Raw genomic sequence first — 24,171 nt, 5'->3', positions numbered from 1 at the left:
GGGGTCAGCTCAATCGAGCACTGCCGTGAAGGCTGCGCCGTTCCAGTCAAGCATGGCTTGGCCGAAGGGGCGACCCGAAGCCAGGCGCTGCAGAGCCGAGAGTGACAAGGGCGGCAGCAGCTCCCCGTCGATGCTTGCATCCAGCATGCGTGCACCGTTTTGGTGGCGTGTGCAGCGAGCGCGCAATTCGTCCGTGGCACTCGTGGCCACTACGAGCCTGGCGTTGTAGCGCGCGTCAAATTGAGTTGCCAGGCGCTGGATGCGGGCATCAATGATCTCGGCAAGCACTGCATCGTCGAGGTATCGGTAGGGGACCACCTGCATGCGTGCCAGCAAGGCCGGCTTGAAGAAATGCACCAAGCGCGAACGCAAGGTGTCTTCGTCCAGGTCGCTCAAGCCATCGTCTTGCTGATCGAAGCCAAGATTGGAGGTAAGAAAGAACAGAATATTCTTGCAGTCGATAAGCCGGCCTTCGCCATCGGCGAGTTCCCCTTTGTCGAACGCCTGGTAGAAGATGTTGAGCACCTCGGGGTGCGCTTTCTCCACTTCGTCCAACAGCACGACCGAATAGGGACGTTGCCGAATCGCTTCCGTAAGCAGGCCGCCCTCGCCATAACCCACATAGCCGGGAGGAGCCCCCAGCAAGCGCGAGACGGTGTGCTTCTCCTGGTATTCGGACATGTTGATGGTGGTCAGGAATTGCTTGCCGCCAAAAAGCGCGTCCGCGAGTGCCAGGGCCGTTTCGGTCTTGCCTACGCCACTGGGTCCGACCAAGAGGAACGCGCCTAGCGGCGTTCCCGGTCGTCGCAAATCGGCCAAAGCCGTTAGCAGGTGCTTGTATACGCGCTCGATGGCGTCGTCCTGACCCTTCACGCGCTCGCGCAGCGCTGTCGGCAGGGCGTTGAGGCGTTCCATGCGATCGCTGGTCATGGCGTTAGCCGGAATGCCCGTCCAGTCGGCGATCACCTGCGCGATCTGCTCGGGTCCGACATCGGCATGGATCAATGCGCCGTCCCGCTGCAAGTCCGCCAGCTCGGCGACATGGGCCGCAAGCATGGGGAGGGAGTCGTTGCACGCATCCTGCTGATCGGGAAGATCCGTCAGTTTGCGGCGCAACGCGACCAATTCATCCACGCTTTGCTTTTGCAGGGCCCAGTCCTGGCGAAGTCGTTCGATGCGCTCTGCAATACGGGTGCGCTCGCCTTCGATTGCCTCCAGGCGCTTGCCGTCCATCGGTCGGCCAAAGCGGCGATCGCGATGAAGGATTTCCATCTCGGCATCGATCTGCAGCTGTTCGTGCTCCAGCGACGAGAGCCGGCGAGGCGGTTCGCCAAGCGCGGTGGCCACGCGTGCGCAGGCGGTATCGAGCACGTCGATGGCCTTGTCTGGCAACTGCCGGCCCGCCAGATATCGGGCCGATAGCGTTGCAGCGGCCTGAAGGGAGTCGTCGCGGATCATCACCCCATGGGCTTTTTCGTAGACGGGGCGAAGCCCTCGCAGGATATGGACGGCTTGCTCCTGGGTAGGCTCTTCGAGCTTCACCAGCTGGAAGCGCCGGGACAAGGCAGGATCCTTCTCGAAGTACTTCTTGTATTCGGACCACGTGGTGGCGGCTATGGTGCGCAGTTCGCCGCGTGCCAGCGCAGGCTTCAGCAGATTGGCGGCATCGCTGCCGCCGGCCGCGTTGCCTGCGCCGATGAGGGTGTGGGCCTCATCGATGAACAGGATGATCGGTTGCGTCGATGATTTGACTTCATCGATGACGGCTTTCAGGCGCTTCTCGAATTCACCCTTGATAGCTGCGCCAGCCTGCAGCGCACCGAGGTCCAACGACCACAGTGCGACGGATCGGAGCGTTTCGGGTACGCGGTCCTGCACGATGCGCAAAGCGAGGCCTTCCACGACCGCACTTTTGCCCACGCCGGCATCGCCCACCACGATCGGATTGTTTTTCCGACGTCGGGAGAGAATGTCGATCATCAGATCGATCTCCTCATCGCGACACAGCACGGGATCGATGCGCCCTTCACGAGCCTGCGCCGTGACATCGTGGCCATACTTGGTCAGCGCGGTATCTGCACCGCTGGCCTGTACTGCAGGAGACGGCGCCGTCGATTCAGGCGTTTCGGCCGAGTTGGCCAGCACTACGGAAAACTGCTTGCGTAACGACTCTCGATTGATGCCGTCCAATGTACGTATCGCGGCCAACGGGAGATAACGCGCGGGATTCAGCAATGCGGCCAGCAGTACCGAGCCGCCACGGAGGGAAGCCTGTCCAAGTTCCAGCGATCCAAGCATCCATGCTTCTTGCAGTAGTTCGATCAGCAGGGGCGAGAATGCCGGGTATTGATCGTGGCCACCTTCCTGTTCGGGAAATGCACCGGCCAGCGCCTGTCGCGCGGCTTCGACCTCGATGCCCGCATGCCGAAGTACCAGGCGAACGTCGCCGAGCGGATTGTCCAATAGCTTGAACAGCAGGTGCGAAGCCGTTACCTCGGCGCCACGTTGGCTGATGCAGAGGCTGGCAGCTTCTTCCAGTCCGTGCCGGCAAGTGGGATTAAGGCGTTCGATGAGCGCCGATAGATCAATTCTGAGCATGCTATGGGCATCCGTCCCTGGTTCAATCCCCTCAAGAGCCTGCCGAGTGGACGTGGCCACCGTGTCGAAGTGATGCATGGATGGCTTTGGGGGGCTTCTATAAAGAGATCACGCCTTTCTTCACGAAACCATAGGCCCCAATAACGGGCTGTGTCCGTTTCTATCTGGCGCGTTGTAGGCGATATCTCGCTCGCGATTCCGATGTTCCTGAAATGCCGTCTTTCCGCGCCTGTGCGCGCATGGAAAGCTGAATTCTTCGCGCTCACTTACAGCCTGAAAGCCCATGGCGACATACATGCAAGGCAACATCCGACTGTCTACCCTGTCGCGCGCGCGTTACCGTCCGTCCGTCTAACCCCTCCCGCAGATCGCCCTCGTTGACGCCTTGTCTAAGAAGCTCGAGGCAGCACTGCCTTAGGGATGGGAGTTCCGTCACGTCATCTGGGAAGTGCCATGGCCAAGAAAGTCGGTTCCGTTGCGCCGCAGGAGCGCATCAACATCAAGTACGTGCCCGCTACGGGCGATCAGAAGGCTGAGATCGAGCTGCCGCTTAAGCTTCTAGTCACCGGGGACTTCAAGGGTCATGCCGAGGCGGATGCCGTGGAAGACCGGCAGGCGGTGGAGATCAACAAGGACACGTTCGACGACGTGATGGCCGAAGCTCGCCTCAACCTGAAGATGGAAGTGCCTTCCAAGCTTGGTGAGAACGACGACACGCTCAATGTCGATCTGCAGTTCAAGTCGATGAAGGACTTTGGTCCGGACGCGGTCGCCAGGCAGGTGCCCGAGCTGCGCAAGTTGCTGGAACTGCGCGAGGCTTTGGTGGCACTCAAGGGCCCCCTGGGCAACGTGCCTGCATTTCGCAAGCAGTTGCAGACGCTTCTAGCGGACGAGAAAGCGCGCGCCAAGCTGGCCAGTGAGCTCAACCTGGTGCTGGAGCAGCCCTCCAAGGCCTGAGTGGACGTGCGCCATCACGGAGCGCGTCCACCGCATCACATTGCGTCGATAAGGAACACCCATGGCACAGAAGAACACAGCCGCTGAAGTCGCGGCACCCGCGTCGTCCGCACACGGTCTGCTGGACCAGATCATGGCCCAGACCCGCATCGAACCCAGCCATGAGGGCTATGCCGTCGCCGAACGCGGCGTGGCAGCCTTCATCGCGGAGATGCTCAAGACCGACGAGCGCGAACAACCAGTCAACAAGCAACTGGTCGATCAGATGATCGCCGAGTTGGACCGCAAACTCAGCCAGCAGATGGATACCATCCTGCATCAGTCGGCGTTCCAGGACCTGGAGTCGGCCTGGCGCGGCTTGCGGTTGCTGGTGGAGCGCACGGACTTTCGCGAGAACATCAAGATCGAGATCCTGCACGTCACCAAGGACGAGTTGCTGGAGGATTTCGAGGGCTCGGCGGACATCACGCGCAGCGGCCTGTACAAGCATATCTACACCGCCGGTTATGGCCAGTTCGGTGGTCAGCCGGTGGCCAGCATCATCGGCAACTACACGTTCGGACCGTCGGCGCCGGACATCAAGCTGCTCAGCTACGTGGCCTCGGTGGGCGCGATGGCGCACGCGCCGTTCATTTCGGCTGCGGGCCCGGAATTCCTGAACCTCAACAGCTTCCAGGATCTTCCCAACCTCAAGGAGGTGAAGGACATTCTGGAAGGGCCGCGATTTGCGAAGTGGCGCGGTCTGCGCGAGTCGGAAGATGCGCGCTATCTCGGCCTGACCATGCCCCGGTTCCTGCTGCGCCAGCCCTACGATCCGCTGGAAAATCCCGCGCGCAGCTTCGTCTATCGCGAGGCGACGTCGGGCAGCCACGATAACTATCTGTGGGGCAATACCGCCTTCCTGATGGCCAGCCGCATTACGGAAAGCTTCGCCAATTACCGCTGGTGTCCGAACATCATTGGTCCGCAGTCCGGCGGTGCGGTGGACGACCTTCCCGTGCACATGTATGAGTCGCTGGGCCAGCTGCAGGCGAAGATTCCGACCGAAGTACTGGTATCCGACCGCAAGGAGTTCGAGCTTTCCGAGGAGGGTTTCATTCCTCTCACCATGCGCAAGGACAGTGACAACGCGGCCTTCTTCTCGGCCAATTCGGTGCAGAAGCCAAAGATCTTTCCGAAGACCGCCGAAGGCCAGCAGGCGCAGACCAATTACAAGCTGGGCACGCAGCTGCCTTACATGTTCATCATCAATCGACTGGCGCACTACATCAAGGTGCTGCAGCGCGAGCAGATCGGCAGCTGGAAGGAACGCCAGGACCTCGAACGCGAGCTCAACAGCTGGCTCAAGCAATACATCGCCGACCAGGAGAACCCGTCGTCCGATGTGCGTAGCCGGCGTCCGCTTCGCGCCGCACATATCGAAGTTCAGGACGTGGCGGGGAATCCGGGCTGGTACCAGGTCTCGATGGCGGTTCGTCCGCACTTCAAGTACATGGGTGCCAACTTCGAACTGTCGCTGGTGGGTCGTCTCGATCGCGAATAAGGGGCTCGGCCATGCCAAGGTCAGGGGGACAGGGAAGCCTGTTCGAACGACTTGAACCGGATGCCCTGCCTCTACGGGTTCGCTCCAGGCAGCACATGGCCTCCGAGCGCATCGGGGCGATCAAGAAGCACCTGCAGTGGTTGCTCAATACGCGTGAGGGTTGCTCGCAGAGCAGCCCCGATCTCGGTTTGAGTGATTTCAACGACGCTGCTGTCGGCAGCGCTGACCTGGTGGTTCGTGTCCGTAGGGATATCGAACGCTTGATTGCGGCATATGAGCCTCGGGTGCATGTACTCGGGGTAAGGGCGACTCCGGACCCGGAGCAGCCCTTGGATCTTCATTTCAGGCTGGATTGCCTGGTACCCATTCAGAACGTGGAGGAGAAGTTGGAGATTGACCTTCTCATCCGCCATCAGGATCAGTCGGCACGCGTCACTTAGCGTCAAGGAAAGAATCAACCCATGTCGCTGCGACACAAGTTCCGCGAAGAAATGGATTATCTTCGCCGGCTCGGCCGTGAATTCTCCAAGGACAATCCGCAACTGGCGCGATTCCTCGGCGAAGAGGCAGCCGACCCCGATGTCGAGCGCTTGCTCGAGGGCTTTGCGTTCCTGACAGCCAAGCTGCGGCTGAAGATCGAGGACGACTTTCCGGAACTGACCCACACGCTGCTGCAGCTGCTGTGGCCGAACTACCTTCGTCCGCTGCCGAGCAGCACCATCATGTGCTTCGAGCCGGTGGATCACGCCATCACGCAACGGCAGGTGATACCCAAGGGAGCGCGCATGTTGTCGCGCCCCGTGGAAGGCGTGCAATGCGAGTTTCGTACTTGCACCGACGTGGTGCTTTACCCGTTCCGACTGCACGAAGTGAGTGACGCGCATACGCGTGAAAAATCCATTGTCCGTATCGAATTGTCCACGACGACGGACAATGCGCTCGATACATTCGACTGCGATCAACTCGACTTTCACCTGAGCGGCGACGAATCCACGGCCCGTACGCTCTACCTTTGGCTGGCCAAGTATCTCGGCGGCGTCACCCTCGTCGTCGATGACGAGATACGCCAGTTGTCGGCCAAGCATGTCTCATTTCCTGGCTTCAGCCCGGAAGAGGCGTTGCTGCCCTATCCAAAGAACGTGTTCGACGGATATCGCATACTGCAGGAATACTTCATTTTCCCGCAGCGATTTCACTTCTTCTGCCTTCAACGGCTACGTTCCGTATGGCCGGCCAGGAAAGCTAGTCGGGTACGGTTGGAATTTCATTTCTCGCGTCCGATGCCGGCGAACATACGCCTTCGCACAGGAGACATCGCGCTTTACTGCGCGCCTGCCGTCAATCTGTTCGCGCATGACGCCGAGCCGATCCAGCTGGAAGGGCGAGCTATCGACGAGCAGCTTCTTCCGTCGGGTCACCGCCTCGATGCATGTGAGATCTTCAGCATCGACGAGGTGGCCAGCCACCAGCGCAAGCCGAACGGCGAACGAGGCGATCGCCTGCGTACGTTCTATCCGTTCGAGTCGTTACAGCACGAGATCGAGCACGCGCACGGCCGCACGTCCCTCTACTACCGAACGCGCATCCAGCAATCCCTCACCGATGCCGGCATCCATCACCGCATCGCCTTCGTCCGCGGCGATGAAACAGCGTTCATCGGTCAGGGCGAAACGGTGTCGCTGGCGCTCACTTGCACCAACCGCGATCTTCCGCTGGCGCTGGGTGTCGGCGACATATGCATGCCCACGCAGACCACGCCGATGTATGCCGCTTATCGAAACATCATTCGGCCTACGCCGTCCTATCGACCTGTGCTGGATGGCAGTCTGCTATGGACGCTGGTATCCAATCTGTCCCTCAACTATCTGTCGTTGCTATCGGCCGAGCCACTGAAGGCGGTGGTTCGAGCGTACGACTTTGCCGCACTGCATGACATCCAACATGCCCGCGCGACACGCAAGCGGTTGAGCGGCGTGCACGAAGCGGTGACCACGCCCGCCGATGTGCTGATGAAGGGGCTGCCCATTCGCGGTCTTAAAACGCAGCTGACACTCGACCAGGCTGCCTTTCTCTGTGAGGGCGACCTGTACCTGTTCGCGACCGTGCTGAGCCATTTCTTTGCCCTGTACGCCAGTATCAATTCCTTTCATCAGCTGGACGTACTCAACGCCAGCAACAACGAGCGCTACCAATGGCCATGGCTGATCGGAAAGCAACCGCAGATCTAGCCAATGTCCTGCTTGAGGACGCCAGGAACCACAACTTCTTCCGTCTTATCGAGCAACTGCATGGCCTGCACGGCGACGATCTGGAGTCGATCGACGCCATCGAGCCCGAGCACCAGCGCATCCGCCTCAGCAGTTATGCGGGGCTAGGCTTTCCCGCATCGGACATCACGCTGGCTGAGCGCATGCCCGCCGGTGCACGCAGCAACTATCGGGTGCAGGCGAGTTTCTTCGGTTTGCACGGACCCGACTCGCCGCTGCCCAGCTATTACCTGGATCGCCTTGCCTACGAGCACGGCCAGGGCATGGGTATTCGGCCAGCCTTCCTTGATTTCTTCAATCACCGCCTGCTCACGTTACTGCATCAGGCATGGCGCAAGTACCGCTACTACGTGCGCTTTCAACGCGAGGCGCGAGACGGATTCTCCCGCTACATCTTCGCTTTGATCGGCCTCAACGACGAGGAACTCCGAGGCGCGACGCCGATACCGTGGAGCCGCCTGCTCAGCTACGCCGGCCTGATTGCCAGCCGGAGCCGGTCGCCTTCCGTCGTGGGGGGCATCATCGCGCACTGTTTCGATGTGCCGGCAGTCCATATCAGGGAGTTCGAACACCGATACATGCATGTTCCCGAGCAGCAGCGGCTTTCGCTGGGGAAGCGTTGTGGCACGTTGGGCGACGATTTCGTCATCGGGAGCCGTGTTCGAACCCGGCACAGCAAATTCAGCATCGTCATTTCCGATCTGGACCAATCGCGCTTCCGCGAATTCCTGCCCAGCGGCGTGAACTTCGAGCGATTGCGCAAACTGATCGAATTCCTCTTGCGCGATCCCTCGGCCTACGACCTGGAACTGGGCCTGCGCCAGGAAGAAGTGCCGCCGTTCAATCTCGGCAAGGACCAGGGCAGCCATCTGGGCTGGACCAGCTTCGTCGACCAGAAGGGCCTTCGCAAGCAATCGTACGTCCGCATCAAGGTGCGCTTATGAATGTTCCTGTCGTTCCACGTTACATCACGCTGGTCGTCAGCAATCCTGAGGCACTCCAGTACGGCAGCACACCACGTCATCGGTTCGACCGGGAGGGCGGCACCATCGGCTGCCGAGGCGCCAACTGGATTCTTCTGGACCGCCTGGATCGCATCAAACCCATCCACTGCGAGATCTGCCAGGAAGGCGGCCATTTCTGCGTGGTCGATCGTTCGGGCGAAACGCACATCAACGGCTCTCACGCGCCCTTGGGGCACCGTGTCGGCGCCCGCGTCGGCGAGGGCGACACGCTGCAGATCGGTCCCTATCGACTGACCGTGCACATGCACGAGACGGACTCGATAACCGGCGATGAGATGACGCACGACGTCGCTGAGCTCTTTCAGGGAGATGAGCTGGCCGTGGCGCATGCTGATGAAGGAATGGCTGCGCTTGCCAATCCCTGGGAGCGCTCGGCCGGTGACACGGCAGCCTTTCAGTCGCTGGCCGTTGGTCCCGATCGCCGGGAGGAGCTCGATCCGCTGGTAGCGCTTGATCTGGCGGACCGCGAGAACGCGTCGCCCGCCTGCGATCCGCTCGATACCACCCACTACGGCCTAGTGACCGCAACGTCCCAGCGCGATCTTGGCGCCACGCGCTTCGAAGCGGTGTCCGGCGCCCCCAACACCATCCCTGGAGAGAGACAAATGACCAACCCAAGCACGGAAGTGGCACAGGCTCAGCGTTGGCTTGCCGGACAACAATCGGCTGGAGGCGATCCGCGGCAGTTGCTTGCCCCGCTGCTGGAAGGGCTACAGACGTCGCCTGGCGGCCTGGATAGCCAGGCAGCGTACCGTCTCCTGCTGGAGAGTGGTGCCGCATTGCACGCTGCGATCGTTGGCCTCACGGCGCTCTACAACGCGTCTCCACGGGGCGATGACCGGCTTGCGTTGCTGAATCGTACGCTGCAACCCATTGAAGACAATCCCTTGCGCCTGGGGCTGAGTTACCAGGATACCGTCCAGGCACTGTTTGGAAGCGGGCGCAGCGTGGTGCATCTCTCGCCCAAGGCGGCGGTGGAGGAGAGCCTTGAGCAGGTTCGGCGTCATCATGGCGCCGTGGTCCAGGCTATTGGTGCGAGCTTGGAAGCGCTGCTTCGTTCCTTCGCCCCGGACACCTTGATGCAGCGTTTTCAGCGCTATCGCCCACATCACTCCGAAGAAGCAGACGATTGGGCGTGGCAGATGTACACGCACTATTTCAACGAGCTGGCTTCTTCGCGACAGCAGGGCTTTGAAAAACTCTTCTGGGAGATTTTCGAGCAGACCTACGATCGCGCCCTCCGCGCGGAGGCGCAATGAGGCTCCATCACGTCACTTTGGTATTGCTGGCAGGCCTGAGCATGGCCGGCTGCGCAACGTCCAGGGGAAAGAATGCCGAGACCCCCTCGCAGGTCTCGTTGAGCCTTTATGCAGCGCCGAACGTCAACCCCAATCCAGACGCGTTGTCGCCCGACACCGCCCAGCCTGTCATGCAGACTCCCGAGATGGCTGCCGTGACGGTCGACACCCATGCCAAGGAAGGCCCCTACCTGGTCAACCTGAGCGGCGGCAGCAAGGCCGAGCTGGCGGAGAAAATGAAGGCCTTGCTCGACTACCTGCAGGAGCCGGGTTCCGAGAAGGGCGAGCAGGCCCCGTTGCAGATTTCGTCAGCGCCGGGCAGCACCTCGGTTGCCCAGGTAGCGTCCGCTTCAGATGGCAATGACGAACCGTCGATTGTGCCGGCCATCGTGACGCGTTCCAGCGAGCTGGCGCCCTACGCATTTGGCGCAGTTGGTGGCTTCGGTATCGGCTTCCATGCAGCCAGTCCGATCATTCCCTTTGCCGCTGGGCAAAAGCCGCCTGCCACAGCGGATGGCTTACCGGTACCGCTGAGGACAGGCGACGATAGCTCAAGCGCCGATGCCCAGAACGCCAAGGCGCCCGCGCTAGGCCAGTACGCCGATAGCCCGGCCCTTACCTCCTTGGTCCAAGCAACCCCGGATAACCGCAGTATCGCCACGCCGGTGTCCTTCAAGATTCTGCAGTTGAAAGACGATTCGGTTTTCCTCAACGCCGATCACGACCTGCTGCTGAAAGACCTCAAGAAGGCGCTCGGTAGCACCTATGTCGAAGATGACGACTATGTGCTGCAGCCCGGCCAGTTCAAATTCGTCGATTTCGCGAAGATCGACAAGAACGCGCGATATATCGCCGTGCTGGCCAATTTCCATGATCAGCGCGGCGCCGGCTGGAAACAGGTCATGCGGATCGAAGCGGGTGGCTTCAAGTACTCGCTGCTAGTGGTTTTCCAGGACATCGAGGTTGGACTGGTCGACGAGAGCTACCACCAGCCGACAAGGAAGAAGTGATGACGTCGAAAAACTTGGTTATCTGGAGCGAGGGCTTGTTCGTCAAGCCCCAACATTTCCAGCAGCAGCAGCGCGCGCTGGAGCACTACGCAAACCAGCGCATCGGCACGGTCAGCGAACATCTGTATGGCCTGAGCGAACTGGAACTCAATCAGGAATACCTGAGCTTCGGCAAGATCGCCATCGTGCGTGCCCGCGGTGTGATGCCGGACGGCAGCGTGTTCGACATTCCCAACGACCAGCCGCCGCCCGTTCCATTGGCCATCACCGATGCGTCGCTGGCCAATCAAGTGGTCTATCTCACTTTGCCGCTGCGTTCGGATGGGGTGCTCGAGGTTCAATGGCCAGAGACCTACGCGAACATGCGCTACGCGGCGCGTACGGAGGAGGTGAGGGATACTCATAGCCAGGAGGGCGACTATGTCTCAATGGATCTGGCATCGCTCCATCTGCAGTTGACGTTGGAGCGCGATGACCGTAGCGCGTTCACCGGCATCGCGCTATGCCGCATTCTCGACCGGCGTCCCGACGGAAGCCTGGTGTTGGATGAGGCGTTCTATCCGACCGGGCTTTCGCTCAATGCCATCCCGCAGCTCAAGCGCTTCCTTGGCGAAACGGCTGGCCTGATGCGCGAGCGTGCGAAGAACATCGCCGAGCGCATCGGTTCACCAGGGCAATCAGGCGTTGCCGACGTGACGGATTTCAACCTGCTACAGGTACTCAACCGCCTCTATCCGTATTTCATTCATCTATCGCGGCTTCGCCACGTTCATCCGGAACAGTTGTATATCGCGTTCAGCCAAGCCTGCGGCGAACTGGTGACGTTCACCGACGAAGGGCGACTTCCGCAGGAATATCCTCCCTACCAACATGACAATCCGCGGCTGTCGTTTCGCGTGCTGGAGGAAACCTTGCGCCGCGCTCTGAGCACGGTACTTCAGCCGCGCGCGGTGTCGCTGCCGATCATCAAGCAGCAGTACGGCATCCTTACCGCGGCAGTGCAGGATCGTGGCCTGCTATCCAGCGCCGACTTTATCCTGGCCGTACGTGCACGCATGCCCCTGGAAAGGCTGCGGCAGCAGTTTGCTCAGCAGGCGAAGGTGGCTTCGATGGAAAAGCTAGGCGAGCTGGTCGGTCTGCAACTGCCTGGCATCCCCCTGAGTCCATTGCCGGTGGCGCCGCGTCATCTCCCCTTCCACGCCGGCTTCACTTATTTCCAGCTCGATCGTACGCATCCGAGCTGGCAGATGATGAGGGACACCGCGGGATTCGGCTTCCATATCGCTGGTGACTTCCCCGAGCTGGAGCTTCAGTTCTGGGCCATCCGGAGCGAATGACATGAACAACTCCAACACTGCTCAACCCCACGGCAGCTTTCTTCGGTCGTCGCCCGCTCCGACGGTGGCGCAGAAGAAGCAGATTGCATTCGAGACCGTTGGCTTCATCGACGATGACGTTGACCTTGGCTTCTCCCTGCGCGGTCATGGACTGAATCCGTTGGTCGACGCGGCGCTGCCTTTGTTCGGTCTGGTGATCGGCTTGCGCCGCATGGATAGCTTCCTCGGCGTGGACAAGCTGTACGGTACCGTGCGCGACCATATTGCCTCGATGGATGAGGAGGTGCGAAAACATGGCTACGACGGCGCTACGCAGCTCGCCTATCGCTACGCCTTGTGTACGTTTATCGATGAAGCCGTCATGCAGACGCGCTGGGGGTCTCATTCGCTTTGGGCGGAACGCTCGATGCTGAGCGTCTATCACAGTGAGACCTGGGGCGGCGAAAAGTTCTTCACCGTGCTTTCGCGAATGCAAACGGATCCCAAGAAATACCGCGATGTACTCGAGTTCAAGTACCTGTGCCTTTGCCTCGGCTTCAAGGGTAAGTACGGTCTGCAACACAACCAGGCCGAAGCCTTGCAAGGGTTGATCAAGAAGCTGCACGAGGTGCTTCGCGATATGCGTGGCGAAACGCCGGAGCAGCTGACCGATGCGCATGCCAACGTCGCCAGTCGACGCTATAACGTGGGAAGACAGTGGCCATGGTGGGCGCCTTGGTGCGGCGTTCTCGCGCTGCTCGCGGTGGTCTATGTCATCTACGCCATGAGCCTGGAGCAAACGACCAGCGAAGTGCTTCGCTCCCTGGATACCATCCTCAAGCGCTAGCGCGGCTGTAGACGGCGCTTCCGGTGGCTTTTCACACGGAAAGCGTACGTCCGCCATCCACGCGGATGATCTGCCCCGTCACGAACGGGGCATCGCGCAGCAACCACAGCACCGCGCCGGCGACATCCTCCGGTGAGCCCGCGCGTTGCAGCGGGGTGCGGGCGAGCATGGCCTGCTGGTCGTCGTACGGCTTGCCGTCGCTCGGCCACATCACGGCGCCGGGGGCGACGCCGTTGACGCGTACGTCGGGGCCGAGATCCAGTGCGAGTGAGCGCGTCATCGCTTCCAGCGCGGCTTTGGCCATGCAGTAGATCGGATGATCGGCGAGCGGACGTTCCGCGTAGATATCCACCAGGTTGACGATGGCGCCACGTGCTTCGCGTAACGCGGGCGTCGCCGCCTGCGCCAGAAAGAACGGTGCTTGCGCGTTGGAGGCGAAGAGTTCGTTCCACTGTGCCAGGGTCGCGCTGCCCACCGGTGTGGGATAGAACGCCGAAGCATTGTTGACCAGGGCATCGAGACGGCCGAAACGGGCGAGCACACGCTGCACCATGCCCGGCAGCGCTTCCAGCTCGGCCAGTTCGGCTTGCAACACGAACGTGCTGTCGCTGCGCTGGCGTTCCAGCGAGGCGGCCAGCAATTCCGCGTCGGCGGCGGAGTGACGATGGTGCAGGGCCAGGTCATAGCCGGCCGCATGCAGGGAGCGGGCGATCACCGCGCCCACGCGTTTTCCGGCGCCGGTGATCAGCGCGACGGGGCGCTCGTGACGTGCATTCATGCGTGGGCTCCTGCGTGACGCGGCCGAGCGGGGAGCTTGCCGTAAAGCACGCGTGGCGTCACGTCGGGGAGGCCGTGGTTTCGACGGGCGCTTCGTCGACGCTCTCGGTCGCGAACGGCGTGCTGAACATGGCGATGGCGGTACGCGCCACTTGTCCGGTGTCGTAGTAGGCGTAGCTGCCCACGCCGACCGCGCCCACCACCGGAATCCAGCGCGAGAGGCTGCTGCTGACGGCACGCTGGGTCACCTTGATGCCGATCGTCTTGGTCACGCGTTCGACCACGGCAAAGGTGACGCGGCGAAACAGCAGGCGATCGCCCACGCGCACCACCAGATCGCGGAAGGCTTGCGCGGCGGTGTGGCGGAACAGGCACCACAGCATCTGCTCGCGGCCCAGTTCCGAATGCTGGCCGTAGGCGGCGGCAATGTCGCTGACCATCTGCGCCTGGATCTTCCAGATCGCGATGACCTCCGGCAGCACGGTGAGCCAGCCCAACGGCCCCGGCGGGAGCGCCAGCGAGCCCGCGGTGAGGGCGGCGCGCTGCTGTGCCCGGGTGGCGAGGCGGCGGGCCTCCTTTTCGGGTTCGCGGGCGCCGGGCACCTGGCTGTCCGGAATCTGGCTCACGAAATCCAGGATGGCCTGGGTCACGCGGCCGTGGTCGGCGATGACGGCCGGAAGCTGATCGGAAGAGGGTGACATGGGCCGTGCTCGCTGGAGCGGCGGGTGCCGCGCGCCAGCTCAGTCTAGGCCGCCTGGGTGAAATCCCGCTGAGCCTGCAGCCCCGGTCGCGCCTGAACGCATGAACTTGTGGGGGCAGGCATGACTTTTGGGGCAGGCGCCGGGTAGGCTAGAATGGCAATGTTATAACGTATCGAAAATAACAACATCACTGCCCCCTCCCGGAAACCCGATGAAACGTACCTTGCTCGCCTTGAGTCTTGCCGTTGCCTTTGGCGCCGTTCCCGCCGCCTTCGCCCAGACCAGTCCGACCCCGGATACCAGCAATGTCGCGCCCTCCGGCGCCACCGACGGCAACGATGCCGGCACCACCAGCGCCACCCGCAACCAGCCTGCTGGAAAGGTGAAGCAGCTGGGTGCCGTCGACGTGACCGCGGCGCTCGACCAGGCGCGCAATTCGCTGTCGCCGGACACCGGCAGCAGCCAGTACGTGATCGACCAGAAAGCGATCCAGCAGCTTCCGCTGGGCGACTCGACCCCGCTCAACCAGGTGATCCTGCAGGCGCCGGGCGTGGTGCAGGACTCTTACGGCGGCGTGCACGTGCGCGGCGACCACGCGAACCTGCAGTACCGCATCAACGGCGTGATCATCCCCGAGTCGATCTCCGGTTTCGGCCAGACGCTGGACGCGCGCACCATCCAGAGCGTGAAGCTGCTCGACGGCGCGCTCCCCGCGCAGTACGGCCTGCGCACGGCGGCGGTGGTGGACATCGACACCAAGAGTGGCCATGACCTCGGCAACGGCGGCAGCGTCGGCATCACCGGCGGCTCGTTCGGCACCTTGAACCCAAATGCCTCGCTGTGGGGCAGCAATGATCGCTGGAGTTGGTTCCTCACCGCCAACTACCTGGAGAACGATGTCGGCATCGAAAACCCGACCGCCAGCCGCACGCCGATCCACGACCACACCAACCAGGTGAAGGGTTTTGGCGACATCTCCTATCTGATCGACGACAACACGCGACTCAGCTTCATGTTCGGCGCGACCAACAATCGCTTCGAGATCCCCAACAACCCGAGCCAGACGCCGCAATTCGGTTATCTGGACACGGTGGATTTCAACTCCGCCGACCTCAACGAGCGGCAGCAGGAACAGACGCGTTTCGGCGTGCTGTCGTTGCAGGGCAAGTGGGGCAAGACCGATTACCAGGTGTCGCTGGGCCAGCGCTACACCCATGTGGGCTTCGATCCCGATGAGATCGGCGACCTGATGTTCAACGGTGTGGCATCCACCATCAATCGCACCAACCGCGCCGATACGCTGCAGGCGGATTTCGCCACGCCGCTGGGCGAAAGCCACACGCTGCGTTACGGCATCTACGGCGAGTTCGAGCGTGGCAACACCACCAACAACTCGCTGACCTTCCCCGCCAATCCGGACGGTTCGCAGGCCAGCACCACGCCGATCGCGATCTATGACGCGACCAATCTGCTGGCGCGCACCTGGTCGGCCTATCTGCAGGACGAGTGGAGCATCGGCGACAAGTGGACGGTGAACTACGGCGTGCGCGGCGACCGCTATGAGCTGTTCCGCACGGAAAGCCAGCTGAGCCCGCGTTTTGGCGTGGTCTACCAGGCCACCGACAGCACGACGATCCATGCCGGCTATTCGCGTTACTTCACCCCGCCGGCGACGGAAGTGATCGACGACAGCAACATCGCCCGCTTCAACGGCACCACCAACCAGCTGCCCAGCGGCGGCAACAACCTGCCGTTGGCGGAGCGCTCCAATTACTACGACCTGGGCATCCAGCAGCAGTTCGGCTCCACTTTCACCGTGGGCCTCGATGCGTATTACCGCCAGGTGAGCCGCCTGCAGGACGAGGGCCAGTTCGGTGCGGCGCTGATCTACTCCAACTTCAATTACGACTTCGGTCGCATTCGCGGTCTGGAACTCACCGCCAACTACGACAACGGCCCGATCACCGCGTACTTCAACGCGTCGTACAACCGTGCGATGGGCAAGCGCGTGATCACCGGCCAGTACAACTTCAGTCCGGACGACCTGGCCTACATCTACGACAACTACATCCATCTGGATCACGACCAGAAGCTGACCTCGTCGGGCGGCATCACCTATTCGTTCTCCAAGACCACGCGCATCGGCGCCGACTACCTCTTCGGCAGCGGCCTGCGCAAGGACGGCCTGGTGCCGAACGGCGAATCGCTGCCGTACTACTTCCAGCTCAACCTCAACGTGGGCCACGACTTCACCCTCGGCAGCCTTGGCCTGGTGAAGACACAGCTGGCGTTGATCAATGCGCTCGATCGCACCTACGAGCTGCGCGACGGTACCGGCGTCGGCGTGGGCGCTCCGCAGTTCGGCCCGCGTCGTGGCGTGTACCTGAGTCTGCAGAAGGACTTCAGTTTCTAAGTCAGCTGGGCCGATGTCCCCGTCATAGCCAGTCTCCCCCTCACGAGGCTATGGCGGGGCATGGGTTAAACTTTGCGCGTTTCCCCGCAGGCAACGCGCATGTCTTCCCGATTTCCCGATCCCGGCGCCGACGAGCGCGCCCACTCCGACCGACTGCTGACGCGCCTGCGCGAGGAAATCGCCGCGCACGGCCCCATGCCGTTTTCGCAGTACATGGAACGCTGTCTGTATGCGCCGGGCCTCGGCTACTACAGCGCCGGCAAGACCAAGTTCGGCGAAGCGGGCGACTTCATCACCGCGCCGGAACTGGGCGACCTGTTCGCGCGTTGCGTGGTGAATGCCGCCTATCCCGTGATCGAGATGCTCGGCGAATCGGCCGACTTCCTGGAGCTTGGCGGTGGCAGTGGTTCCTTTGCCGAGGCCGCGCTCAAGGCGTTCGCCGCGAACGGCAGCATTCCGCGTCGCTATTACATCCTCGAACCCAGTGCCGACCTGCGTGAACGCCAGCGCGACCGTCTCGCGGCGGCGCTACCGCCGGAGCTGTTCGCCCACGTGCTGTGGCTGGACCGCCCGCCCGAACAGGACTGGCAAGGCGTGCTGTTCGCCAACGAAGTGATCGATGCGTTGCCGACCACGCGCTTCGTCATGCGCGAGGGCGAGATCTACGAAGAATACGTGGCGCTCGATGGCGAAGGGCGCCTGATGCGCGTGGATCGTCCCGCCGATGCGCTGGTGTCGGGCGCCGTGCGTCATGTCGAGCGCGATCTCGAAGCGGAATTTCCCGATGGCTATCGCTCGGAGATCCTTCCGCAGCTGCCGTACTGGATCCAGGCCATCGCCGGCTCGCTGACCGCCGGCGTCATGCTGTTCATCGACTACGGCCATGTGCGCCGCGAGTATTACCTGCCCGAACGCAACGATGGCACGCTGCGCGCCTATTACCGCCATCGCTCGCACAACGATCCGCTGTATTTTCCCGGCCTCAACGACCTGACTGCATCAGTCGATTTCACCGCGCTGGCCGAAGCCGGCAACAGCGCGGGTTTCGGCGTGGCCGGCTACATGCCGCAGGCTCAATTCCTCATCGGCAGCGGGCTGCAGGACATTTTCGGTGCGTCCTACGAAGCCGCCGCGGACGAAACCACGCGCTACAACCTCGCCCAGCAAGTGAAGAAGCTGACGCTGCCGGAGCAGATGGGCGAGCGCTTCCAGGTCATGCTGTTCGCGCGTGGCATGGAGGTGCTGCCATTGCCTGCGGATGTGCTGGAGGCGGATCAGGGCGATCGGCTCTGAGGCCGATCAGCTCTGAGGCCGATCAGCCCCTCTCCAGGCGACAAAGGCTGAGCCCCATTGCGACGTCTTCCTGCGTGCGCATCATGGCCATGTTCGTCTGTATCGGTTTGCAATCCGTGATGCGGCTGGCGGGAAGGATCTCCCGCACGGTGTTCAGCGCATCCTTCGCATCGGCATCGTTGCGGCGAACGAGATACGTCGGGCCCTGATGCTGCTGCAGGCGCTGCTGGGTCAGCTCCCACAGCCGATATCCCTTGGATCTCTGGGTCAGCCAGGTAATGCCGACGAATTGCAGTTGTTCGGCGTCAGGGAACTGAGGCGCGAGGAATCCGTTTGGTGCACCCGCCAGAATGACGAGGCTGTCGGGTTCAAGCCGGGGGAGATCGGTTTCCAGCACATGGCTGGTGTATGCGCCGCGCCACCAGTCCGGGTAGGTCGTCGTTCGCAGGAACAACACTAGCAACAGCAGCATGCCGAGCTGGGCCAAGCGAGGCATATCCGCCCAGGGCCTGGGCCACCATGCGCGGATGGCGCACAACATCAAAAGGCCGGTGAGCGCCTCGATGGATATGGCATAGCGGAGAATGGAGAACAGCCCCAACCAAAGCACGTACCCCATGCCGGTGAAGGTCAGCAGCATGGTCGTTCCCCGATCACGCGTGAGCGCAGACGTTTTGCGCAACACGCGTGCCGCCAGCAAGGCGCCTGCGGCAAGCATGGCCAGCGCGTAGCGCCGATCCGCGAAGATCACTTCGGTGACCAGCCCTTCCTGCTTCTTTATCCAGAAGAACGGATAGAACAGCCACTGCTCAAGGTTGCGTGGGCGGAACCTCGGGTCCGTGCCGTCCATCGCCATGGTCAGTGGCGAATGAAAGACCTGGTTGAACAGCGGGAAGACCGGATTGCCCGTCGTTCGATAGAGATGCCATCCCCAGGCGCCGTAGGCGACCAGAAATGCGATGCCGCTGCCGATGGCGTACAGCGTTGTCGCCTGCCACGCCAATTTGCGTGTCATGCCCATGGCGACCAACAGGGCCAGGCCCATGGCGGGTACATAGACCATGGCCGTAGGCTTGAAGCCAACCGCAAGACCGCAGCACAGTCCCGCCATCAACGCGCGGGACAACGGGCGTGGCGGCGTGTCGTCCGCCAGGAGAGGCATCAATACATACAGGCCGAGCAATACGAACACGGCCAGCTGGACTTCGTTGCTGGTACTGCCGGCCTGGGATACTGCCATCGTGCCCGACGCACCGATGAGCGCGGCAATGATGTCGGCGACGCCGAAGCGGCGGTGCTGCAACCATGCGAGCCGTTTCCCGATGCAGATGACCAGATAGACCAGCGCACCGAACCACAACCCTTGCACGGCAGCCAGCACCCGCGGCCATGCGTTCAAAGGGCCGGATGCCAGCAGGAAATACGGAAGGTCGGGCAGCGGGTTGAAATACGTCTGCATGCTGGCAGGGATGATGTCCCTGTCATGGCGGTCGTGCAGAAACGCCCAAGCGTTGTAGATGTGGTAGTTCTGCTTGTCCCAGGAAATATCCTGTCCGAGCAGGACCGACAGAGTGGCGCCAAAAACGAGGCAGATACCGAGAATCGCAAAGCCGTAGCGGTTGTGTTGCGCGTCTCGCTGCATCACTCGTCCGCATCCTTGAGTTGATGCAGCGGGCAGGCCAGGTAAGCCAGGCGCTTGGCTTCACGGCGCCCCAGCGTCACGGTGTCCAGGATCAATCCGCACACCAGGAAAATGGCGGCAAGCAACATCAGCGCCGCGCAGAGAATGGCCGTGGGGAAGCGGGGCACCAGTCCGGTTTCAGCATAGGTCGATATCAGCGGTATCGCCAGCATCAGCGAGAGAATCGAGCTGACGATGGCGCCGATGGAGAAGAAAGCCAGTGGCCGACCGTTCTTGGTCAGTTTGAGGATGGTCAGCAGGATGCGCCAGCCATCGGTCCACGTGCTCAGCTTGCTTACCGAGCCGTCCATGCGTGCGACGTAATGTGTGGGGTGTTCGGCGACGGGCATATGCTGCTCAAGCGCGTGCACAGTGAGCTCGGTTTCCACCTCGAAACCCGCTGCGTGGGCGGGGTAAGACTTCACGAAGCGCCGCGAAAAGACCCGGTAGCCGGAAAGCATGTCGGAGAACGTGCGGCCGAAGATGCGGCCAGTCAGCTCGGTGAGCAGCCAGTTGCCGAATCGATGTCCGCGCCGATAAGCCTCCATTTCGTCGCTGACGCGCGAGCCCACCACCATGTCGAGCTGCTCTTTCAGGAGCCGATCGACCATGGCGGGAGCGTCGGCAGCGTTATATGTGGCATCGCCGTCCACCAGTACATAGATGTCGGCGTCGACGTCGGCAAACATGCGCCGTACCACATGACCCTTGCCCTGCAGATCCTGCCGGCGCACCGTGGCTCCGGCGGCCGCGGCAGCCTGGATGGTGCCGTCGCTCGAGTTGTTGTCGTAGACGTAGATGCGGGCGCCAGGCAGCGCGGCTGCAAAGTCGCGCACCACCACGGGAATGGCGATGGCTTCGTTGTAGCAAGGAATCAGTACTGCGACGCGAGACATCCGTGTAGCTCCGTACATGCCCGGGCAGGCATGCCCAAAGGCGGCAGTTTCTCAGAAAAGGCCGCCCTTTGCTTCCCGCGTGCCGGTGTCAGTTCACCGGCTTGTCGTCATCCGGCCGCTTCACCATCTGTCCGTGCTTGAACAGGTTGGCGGCTGCCTGGTAGTAGGCGGTGGCGTCGTCGACCTGGCCCTGGTCGACTGGCGTGTTGGGTACGGCGTCGCCGTTGGCGAAGTTGGGCTTGAGCTGTTCGAGCTTGCGCTGCGGTTCGAGCACGGTGATCACGTCGCCGTGCAGGTAGCCGAGTTTCTCGTAGGTTGCCGGGAAGGCGCGTTCGCGGCCCGGTTCGAGCTGGAAGATATCGGCACCGAAGAAGCGGCTGCGGTAGCTGAAATTCAGCAGGCCCATCACGGTGGGGATGATGTCGATCTGCGCCATCTGCCGCGACACGCGCTGCGGCGGGATGTGCTTGGGCGAGTAGATCCACAGCGGGATGTGATAGCGGTTGATCGGCACGCTGCTTCGGCCCGCGCTGGAGGCGCAGTGGTCCGCGGTGATCACGAACACCGTGTCGTCGAAGTAGGGCTTGGCTCTGGCGCGCTTGATGAAGTCGGCGATGGACCAGTCGGTATAGGCCACCGCCGCCTCGCGCGTACCGTTCTTCTGCGGCACGCGATTGGCCGGCACGGTGAACGGGCGATGGTTGGAGGTGGTCATGATGTGCAGGAAGAACGGTTTGCCCTGCGCCTGCGCCTCGTCCATCTGCTTGAGCGCCAGCGTGTAGAGATCTTCGTCCGCCACGCCCCACACGTTTTCGTGGTGGATGGTTTCGCCCTTGCCGATATCGTTGCGGTCCACCGCGCGATAGCCGTTGTGCGCGAAGAAGTAGTTCATGTTGTCGAAGTAGCCGTAGCCACCGTAGACGAAGTCGGACTGGTAGCCGCGCGCATTGAATACGTTGGCGGCGGAGAACAGGTTCTCGTTGTTGTGCGCCTTCACGATGGAGTCGCCCGGCGTGGGCGGCACCGACAGCGACAACGCTTCCAGGCCACGCACCGTGCGCGTGCCGTTGGCGTAGAGATTGTCGAAGAACATGCTCTGGTCGATCAGCGCATCGAGGTTGGGCGTGATGTTGCCGCGCTTGCTGCTGAACTCCGAGAGGAAGTCGGCTGAGAGGCTCTCCACGCTGATCAGCACCACGTTGAGGTGCTTTTCGGGGCCGGCGTGGCGGATCTCGCGCGTCAGATCGTGCGGGTCGTCGCTGAGGTAGGTAGCCTCGGGCGTCTTCACCAGCTCGCGCGCGCGCTTGAACGCCACGTCATCGGGCAAGGTGCGGTAGAAGCGCGAGTAGTCCAGATGGCTGCTGCGGAAGGCGGCGAAGAATTCGAACACGCCGTTGCCGGAGAGCTCGTTCACATAGGCATTGTCGGTGCGGTCCTTGTAGGTGCCCTTGACGCCTACGGCCGCTACCACCGTGATCAGCAGCCACACCAGCACGACCTTGCCGCGCTGGAGAAAGGTGCTGCCGCCGTCGCGTGCCTGCAGGCCGCCGCGGCTCAGCCAGACGACCACCAGCGTGGCGATGGCGAGCAGGCTGATCCAGGTGCCGAGCGGATACGACTCGCGGATGTTGCCGATCACTTCGGTGGTGTAGACGAGGTAATCCACCGCGATGAAATTGAAGCGCGTGCCGAATTCACCCCAGAACACCAGCTCCGACGCCGCCACGAACAGCAGCCCGAACAACGTCGCCGCGCCCGCGATATAGAGCACCCATTGCCCCGCGCGTGACGCATACAGCCGCCGCGGCGCGAGCCACAGATACAGCAGCAAGAGCCAGGCGAGGAAGGCGAAGGTGATCAGGTCGTAGGCCAGGCCGACGCCGAACGCATAGGCCCAGTACAGCGGATTGTGCGGGACGCCGCCGCCGGCCATGAAGAGCAGCACGATGCGGGTGAGTGCGCCGATCAGCACATAGCTGATGGCCAGCCACCACAGCGGGCGAAACCGCTGGCGCAGCGGTGAAGTCGGTTGGTAGGCAGTCGGCACGGAAGACTCCGGAAAAGCTGGAAACGAATGCCTGGCCGCAGATAGGGCGGGCTGGAGGGCGTCCGCGTTTATACACGGACCCACCCAGTCGCACCAAACGGACAGATTTCTAGCCGGTTACCTTACTTTGGATAGGCTTTCATTTGGCTTTGCCGGCTGGCCGCATTCAGGCGGCGGAGGGCCGCAACGCCGCGATGGCCGCCACGCGTGCTGCGGTCATGGCTTCGCCAATGGCCGGGCCCTGCAGACCCTGCGCCACGAACGACTCGGAACGGACCGCCGCGGCCGCAGTGCAGGCACGCTGTAGATAGGCCGCCTGAGGGTAGGCGTCGTCCTGGTGGCCCAGGCGGCCGCGCTTGTCCGCCTCGCAGGCGGCGAGGAACAGCGACAGCCGTTCAGGGCGGCGCAACGCATCCAGCGACGTGAGCAGGCGCAGCACCGTCGAGGGCTTCAGTTCGAAGGCGCGGTGCACGTTGAGATGCTCGCGGCATACCAGCTCGGCCAGCGCGGCGTGTTCGGTGGGCACCCTCAGGCGCGCGACGAGCTGCCGCAGCGGGGCAACCCCGGCGTGCTCGTGGCCAAGATGACGCGGCAGCACGTCGGCAGGCGTAAGCGCCTTGCCCAGGTCGTGGGTGAGTGCGCAGAAGCCCACCACGTCATTGCCGGGGGCGATGCGCGCGGCCATGTCGAGCACCATTTCGATGTGCACGCCGGTATCGACTTCCGGATGGAATTCCGCGCGCTGCGGCACGCCATACAGCGCATCCACTTCCGGAAACAGCACGGCGAGCGCGCCCGATTCGCGCAGCACGCGCAGGAACGCCGAAGGCTGCGCTTCGCCCAGCGCCTTGCGCGTTTCCTGCCACACGCGTTCGGGCACCAGGTGATCGACCTCGCCATCGCGCACCATCTGCTGCATCAGTGCCATGGTTTCCGGCGCGACGGTGAAGCCCAGCGGTGCGAAACGCGCGGCGAAACGCGCCACGCGCAGCAGGCGCACGGGATCTTCCAGGAAGGCGGGCGATACATGCCGCAGCAGGCGTTGTTGCAGATCTCGCGCACCGTTGAACGGATCGACCAGTTGGCCGTCCTCGGCCTCGGCCATCGCGTTGATGGTGAGATCGCGCCGCGCCAGATCCTGTTCCAGGGTCACCGACGGATCGGCGTGAAAGGCGAAGCCGTGATAGCCGTGTCCGGTCTTGCGCTCGGTGCGTGCGAGTGCGTATTCCTCGTTGGTCCTGGGATGCAGGAAGACCGGGAAATCCTTGCCGACCGGGCGATAGCCTTGTTCGAGCATGTCCTCGGGGCGCGCGCCCACCACGACGTGATCGTGATCGGTCACGGGGCGTGAGAGCAGTTTGTCGCGGACGGCGCCGCCGACGAGGTAGATGCGCATGCGCTGATCTTGCCTGAAGAGCCGAAGGTTTGTGTGGGAGCGCACTTGTGCGCGACGGCCTTGCCGTGACGCCGGGCCGTCGCGCACAAGTGCGCTCCCACAAGGG

General features: G+C 62.4%; 18 protein-coding genes. 11 read left to right on the top strand and 7 right to left on the bottom strand.

What is annotated here, in order from left to right; all coding sequences use genetic code 11:
• Positions 1-9 precede the first annotated feature (9 nt).
• Positions 10-2,676, bottom strand: coding sequence for a type VI secretion system ATPase TssH (gene tssH / locus ISP20_RS19345; RefSeq protein WP_239536170.1), 2,667 nt, complete (start codon positions 2,674-2,676; stop codon positions 10-12).
• A gap of 375 nt (positions 2,677-3,051) precedes the next feature.
• Between tssH and tssB the strand changes: the two genes are divergently transcribed.
• The 9 genes from tssB (at position 3,052) to icmH (ending at position 12,861) form a co-directional block, all read left to right on the top strand.
• Positions 3,052-3,555, top strand: a complete 504-nt coding sequence (gene tssB, locus ISP20_RS19340; protein WP_204637771.1) for a type VI secretion system contractile sheath small subunit — start codon at positions 3,052-3,054, stop codon at positions 3,553-3,555.
• Positions 3,556-3,616: 61 nt separating this feature from the next.
• Positions 3,617-5,098 carry a type VI secretion system contractile sheath large subunit gene (tssC, locus tag ISP20_RS19335; protein ID WP_204637770.1) on the top strand — a complete coding sequence of 494 codons (1,482 nt, stop codon included), beginning with the start codon at positions 3,617-3,619 and terminating at the stop codon, positions 5,096-5,098.
• A gap of 11 nt (positions 5,099-5,109) precedes the next feature.
• A complete protein-coding gene (gene tssE, locus ISP20_RS19330; RefSeq protein ID WP_204637769.1) occupies positions 5,110-5,538 on the top strand; it encodes a type VI secretion system baseplate subunit TssE in 429 nt (142 codons plus the stop codon).
• Positions 5,539-5,559: 21 nt separating this feature from the next.
• The gene (gene tssF / locus ISP20_RS19325) at positions 5,560-7,326 is read left to right on the top strand and encodes a type VI secretion system baseplate subunit TssF (RefSeq protein WP_204637768.1); all 1,767 of its coding nucleotides are present in this window, start codon (positions 5,560-5,562) and stop codon (positions 7,324-7,326) included.
• Positions 7,296-8,309, top strand: coding sequence for a type VI secretion system baseplate subunit TssG (gene tssG / locus ISP20_RS19320; RefSeq protein WP_239536168.1), 1,014 nt, complete (start codon positions 7,296-7,298; stop codon positions 8,307-8,309). Before tssF ends, tssG begins: the two co-directional genes overlap by 31 nt.
• Positions 8,306-9,649: a type VI secretion system-associated FHA domain protein TagH gene (tagH, locus tag ISP20_RS19315; RefSeq protein WP_204637766.1), complete on the top strand. Its 1,344-nt coding sequence runs from the start codon at positions 8,306-8,308 to the stop codon at positions 9,647-9,649. Before tssG ends, tagH begins: the two co-directional genes overlap by 4 nt.
• Positions 9,646-10,698, top strand: coding sequence for a type VI secretion system lipoprotein TssJ (gene tssJ, locus ISP20_RS19310; protein ID WP_204637765.1), 1,053 nt, complete (start codon positions 9,646-9,648; stop codon positions 10,696-10,698). Before tagH ends, tssJ begins: the two co-directional genes overlap by 4 nt.
• Entirely contained in the window at positions 10,698-12,035 is a 1,338-nt protein-coding gene (tssK, locus tag ISP20_RS19305) for a type VI secretion system baseplate subunit TssK (RefSeq protein WP_204637764.1), read from the top strand. Before tssJ ends, tssK begins: the two co-directional genes overlap by 1 nt.
• A 1-nt stretch (position 12,036) precedes the next feature.
• On the top strand, positions 12,037-12,861 hold the full coding sequence (icmH, locus tag ISP20_RS19300) for a type IVB secretion system protein IcmH/DotU (RefSeq protein ID WP_204637763.1): 825 nt from the start codon (positions 12,037-12,039) through the stop codon (positions 12,859-12,861).
• 31 nt (positions 12,862-12,892) lie between these two features.
• Here icmH and ISP20_RS19295 read toward each other — a convergent pair whose 3' ends face one another.
• Positions 12,893-13,639, bottom strand: a complete 747-nt coding sequence (locus ISP20_RS19295) for a pteridine reductase (RefSeq protein ID WP_204637762.1) — start codon at positions 13,637-13,639, stop codon at positions 12,893-12,895.
• 58 nt (positions 13,640-13,697) lie between these two features.
• Positions 13,698-14,339 carry a hypothetical protein gene (locus ISP20_RS19290; protein WP_204637761.1) on the bottom strand — a complete coding sequence of 214 codons (642 nt, stop codon included), beginning with the start codon at positions 14,337-14,339 and terminating at the stop codon, positions 13,698-13,700.
• Between the two features lie 211 nt (positions 14,340-14,550).
• Here ISP20_RS19290 and ISP20_RS19285 point away from each other — a divergent pair, with 211 nt between their 5' ends.
• Positions 14,551-16,752, top strand: a complete 2,202-nt coding sequence (locus tag ISP20_RS19285; RefSeq protein WP_239536166.1) for a TonB-dependent receptor — start codon at positions 14,551-14,553, stop codon at positions 16,750-16,752.
• Between the two features lie 99 nt (positions 16,753-16,851).
• Positions 16,852-18,045 (top strand): class I SAM-dependent methyltransferase, encoded by a 1,194-nt coding sequence (locus tag ISP20_RS19280; protein WP_204637760.1) that lies wholly within the window; start codon positions 16,852-16,854, stop codon positions 18,043-18,045.
• Between the two features lie 22 nt (positions 18,046-18,067).
• Here ISP20_RS19280 and ISP20_RS19275 read toward each other — a convergent pair whose 3' ends face one another.
• The 4 genes from ISP20_RS19275 to ISP20_RS19260 form a co-directional block, all read right to left on the bottom strand.
• Positions 18,068-19,690: a hypothetical protein gene (locus ISP20_RS19275; RefSeq protein WP_204637759.1), complete on the bottom strand. Its 1,623-nt coding sequence runs from the start codon at positions 19,688-19,690 to the stop codon at positions 18,068-18,070.
• Entirely contained in the window at positions 19,687-20,622 is a 936-nt protein-coding gene (locus ISP20_RS19270; RefSeq protein ID WP_204637758.1) for a glycosyltransferase family 2 protein, read from the bottom strand. The genes ISP20_RS19275 and ISP20_RS19270 overlap by 4 nt, the downstream gene beginning before the upstream one ends.
• 88 nt (positions 20,623-20,710) lie before the next feature.
• Complete coding sequence (locus tag ISP20_RS19265; protein ID WP_204637757.1) at positions 20,711-22,669, bottom strand: sulfatase-like hydrolase/transferase; 1,959 nt, start codon at positions 22,667-22,669, stop codon at positions 20,711-20,713.
• A gap of 166 nt (positions 22,670-22,835) precedes the next feature.
• Positions 22,836-24,065, bottom strand: coding sequence for a multifunctional CCA addition/repair protein (locus tag ISP20_RS19260; protein WP_204637756.1), 1,230 nt, complete (start codon positions 24,063-24,065; stop codon positions 22,836-22,838).
• Between the last annotated feature and the right edge of the window lie 106 nt (positions 24,066-24,171).

It is taken from the genome of Dyella kyungheensis (genome assembly GCF_016905005.1).
GTDB classification, from domain to species: Bacteria; Pseudomonadota; Gammaproteobacteria; order Xanthomonadales; family Rhodanobacteraceae; genus Dyella; species Dyella kyungheensis.
The sequence above is the reverse complement of the archived record's forward strand: the minus strand, read 5'-3'. Positions and strand labels throughout refer to the sequence as shown.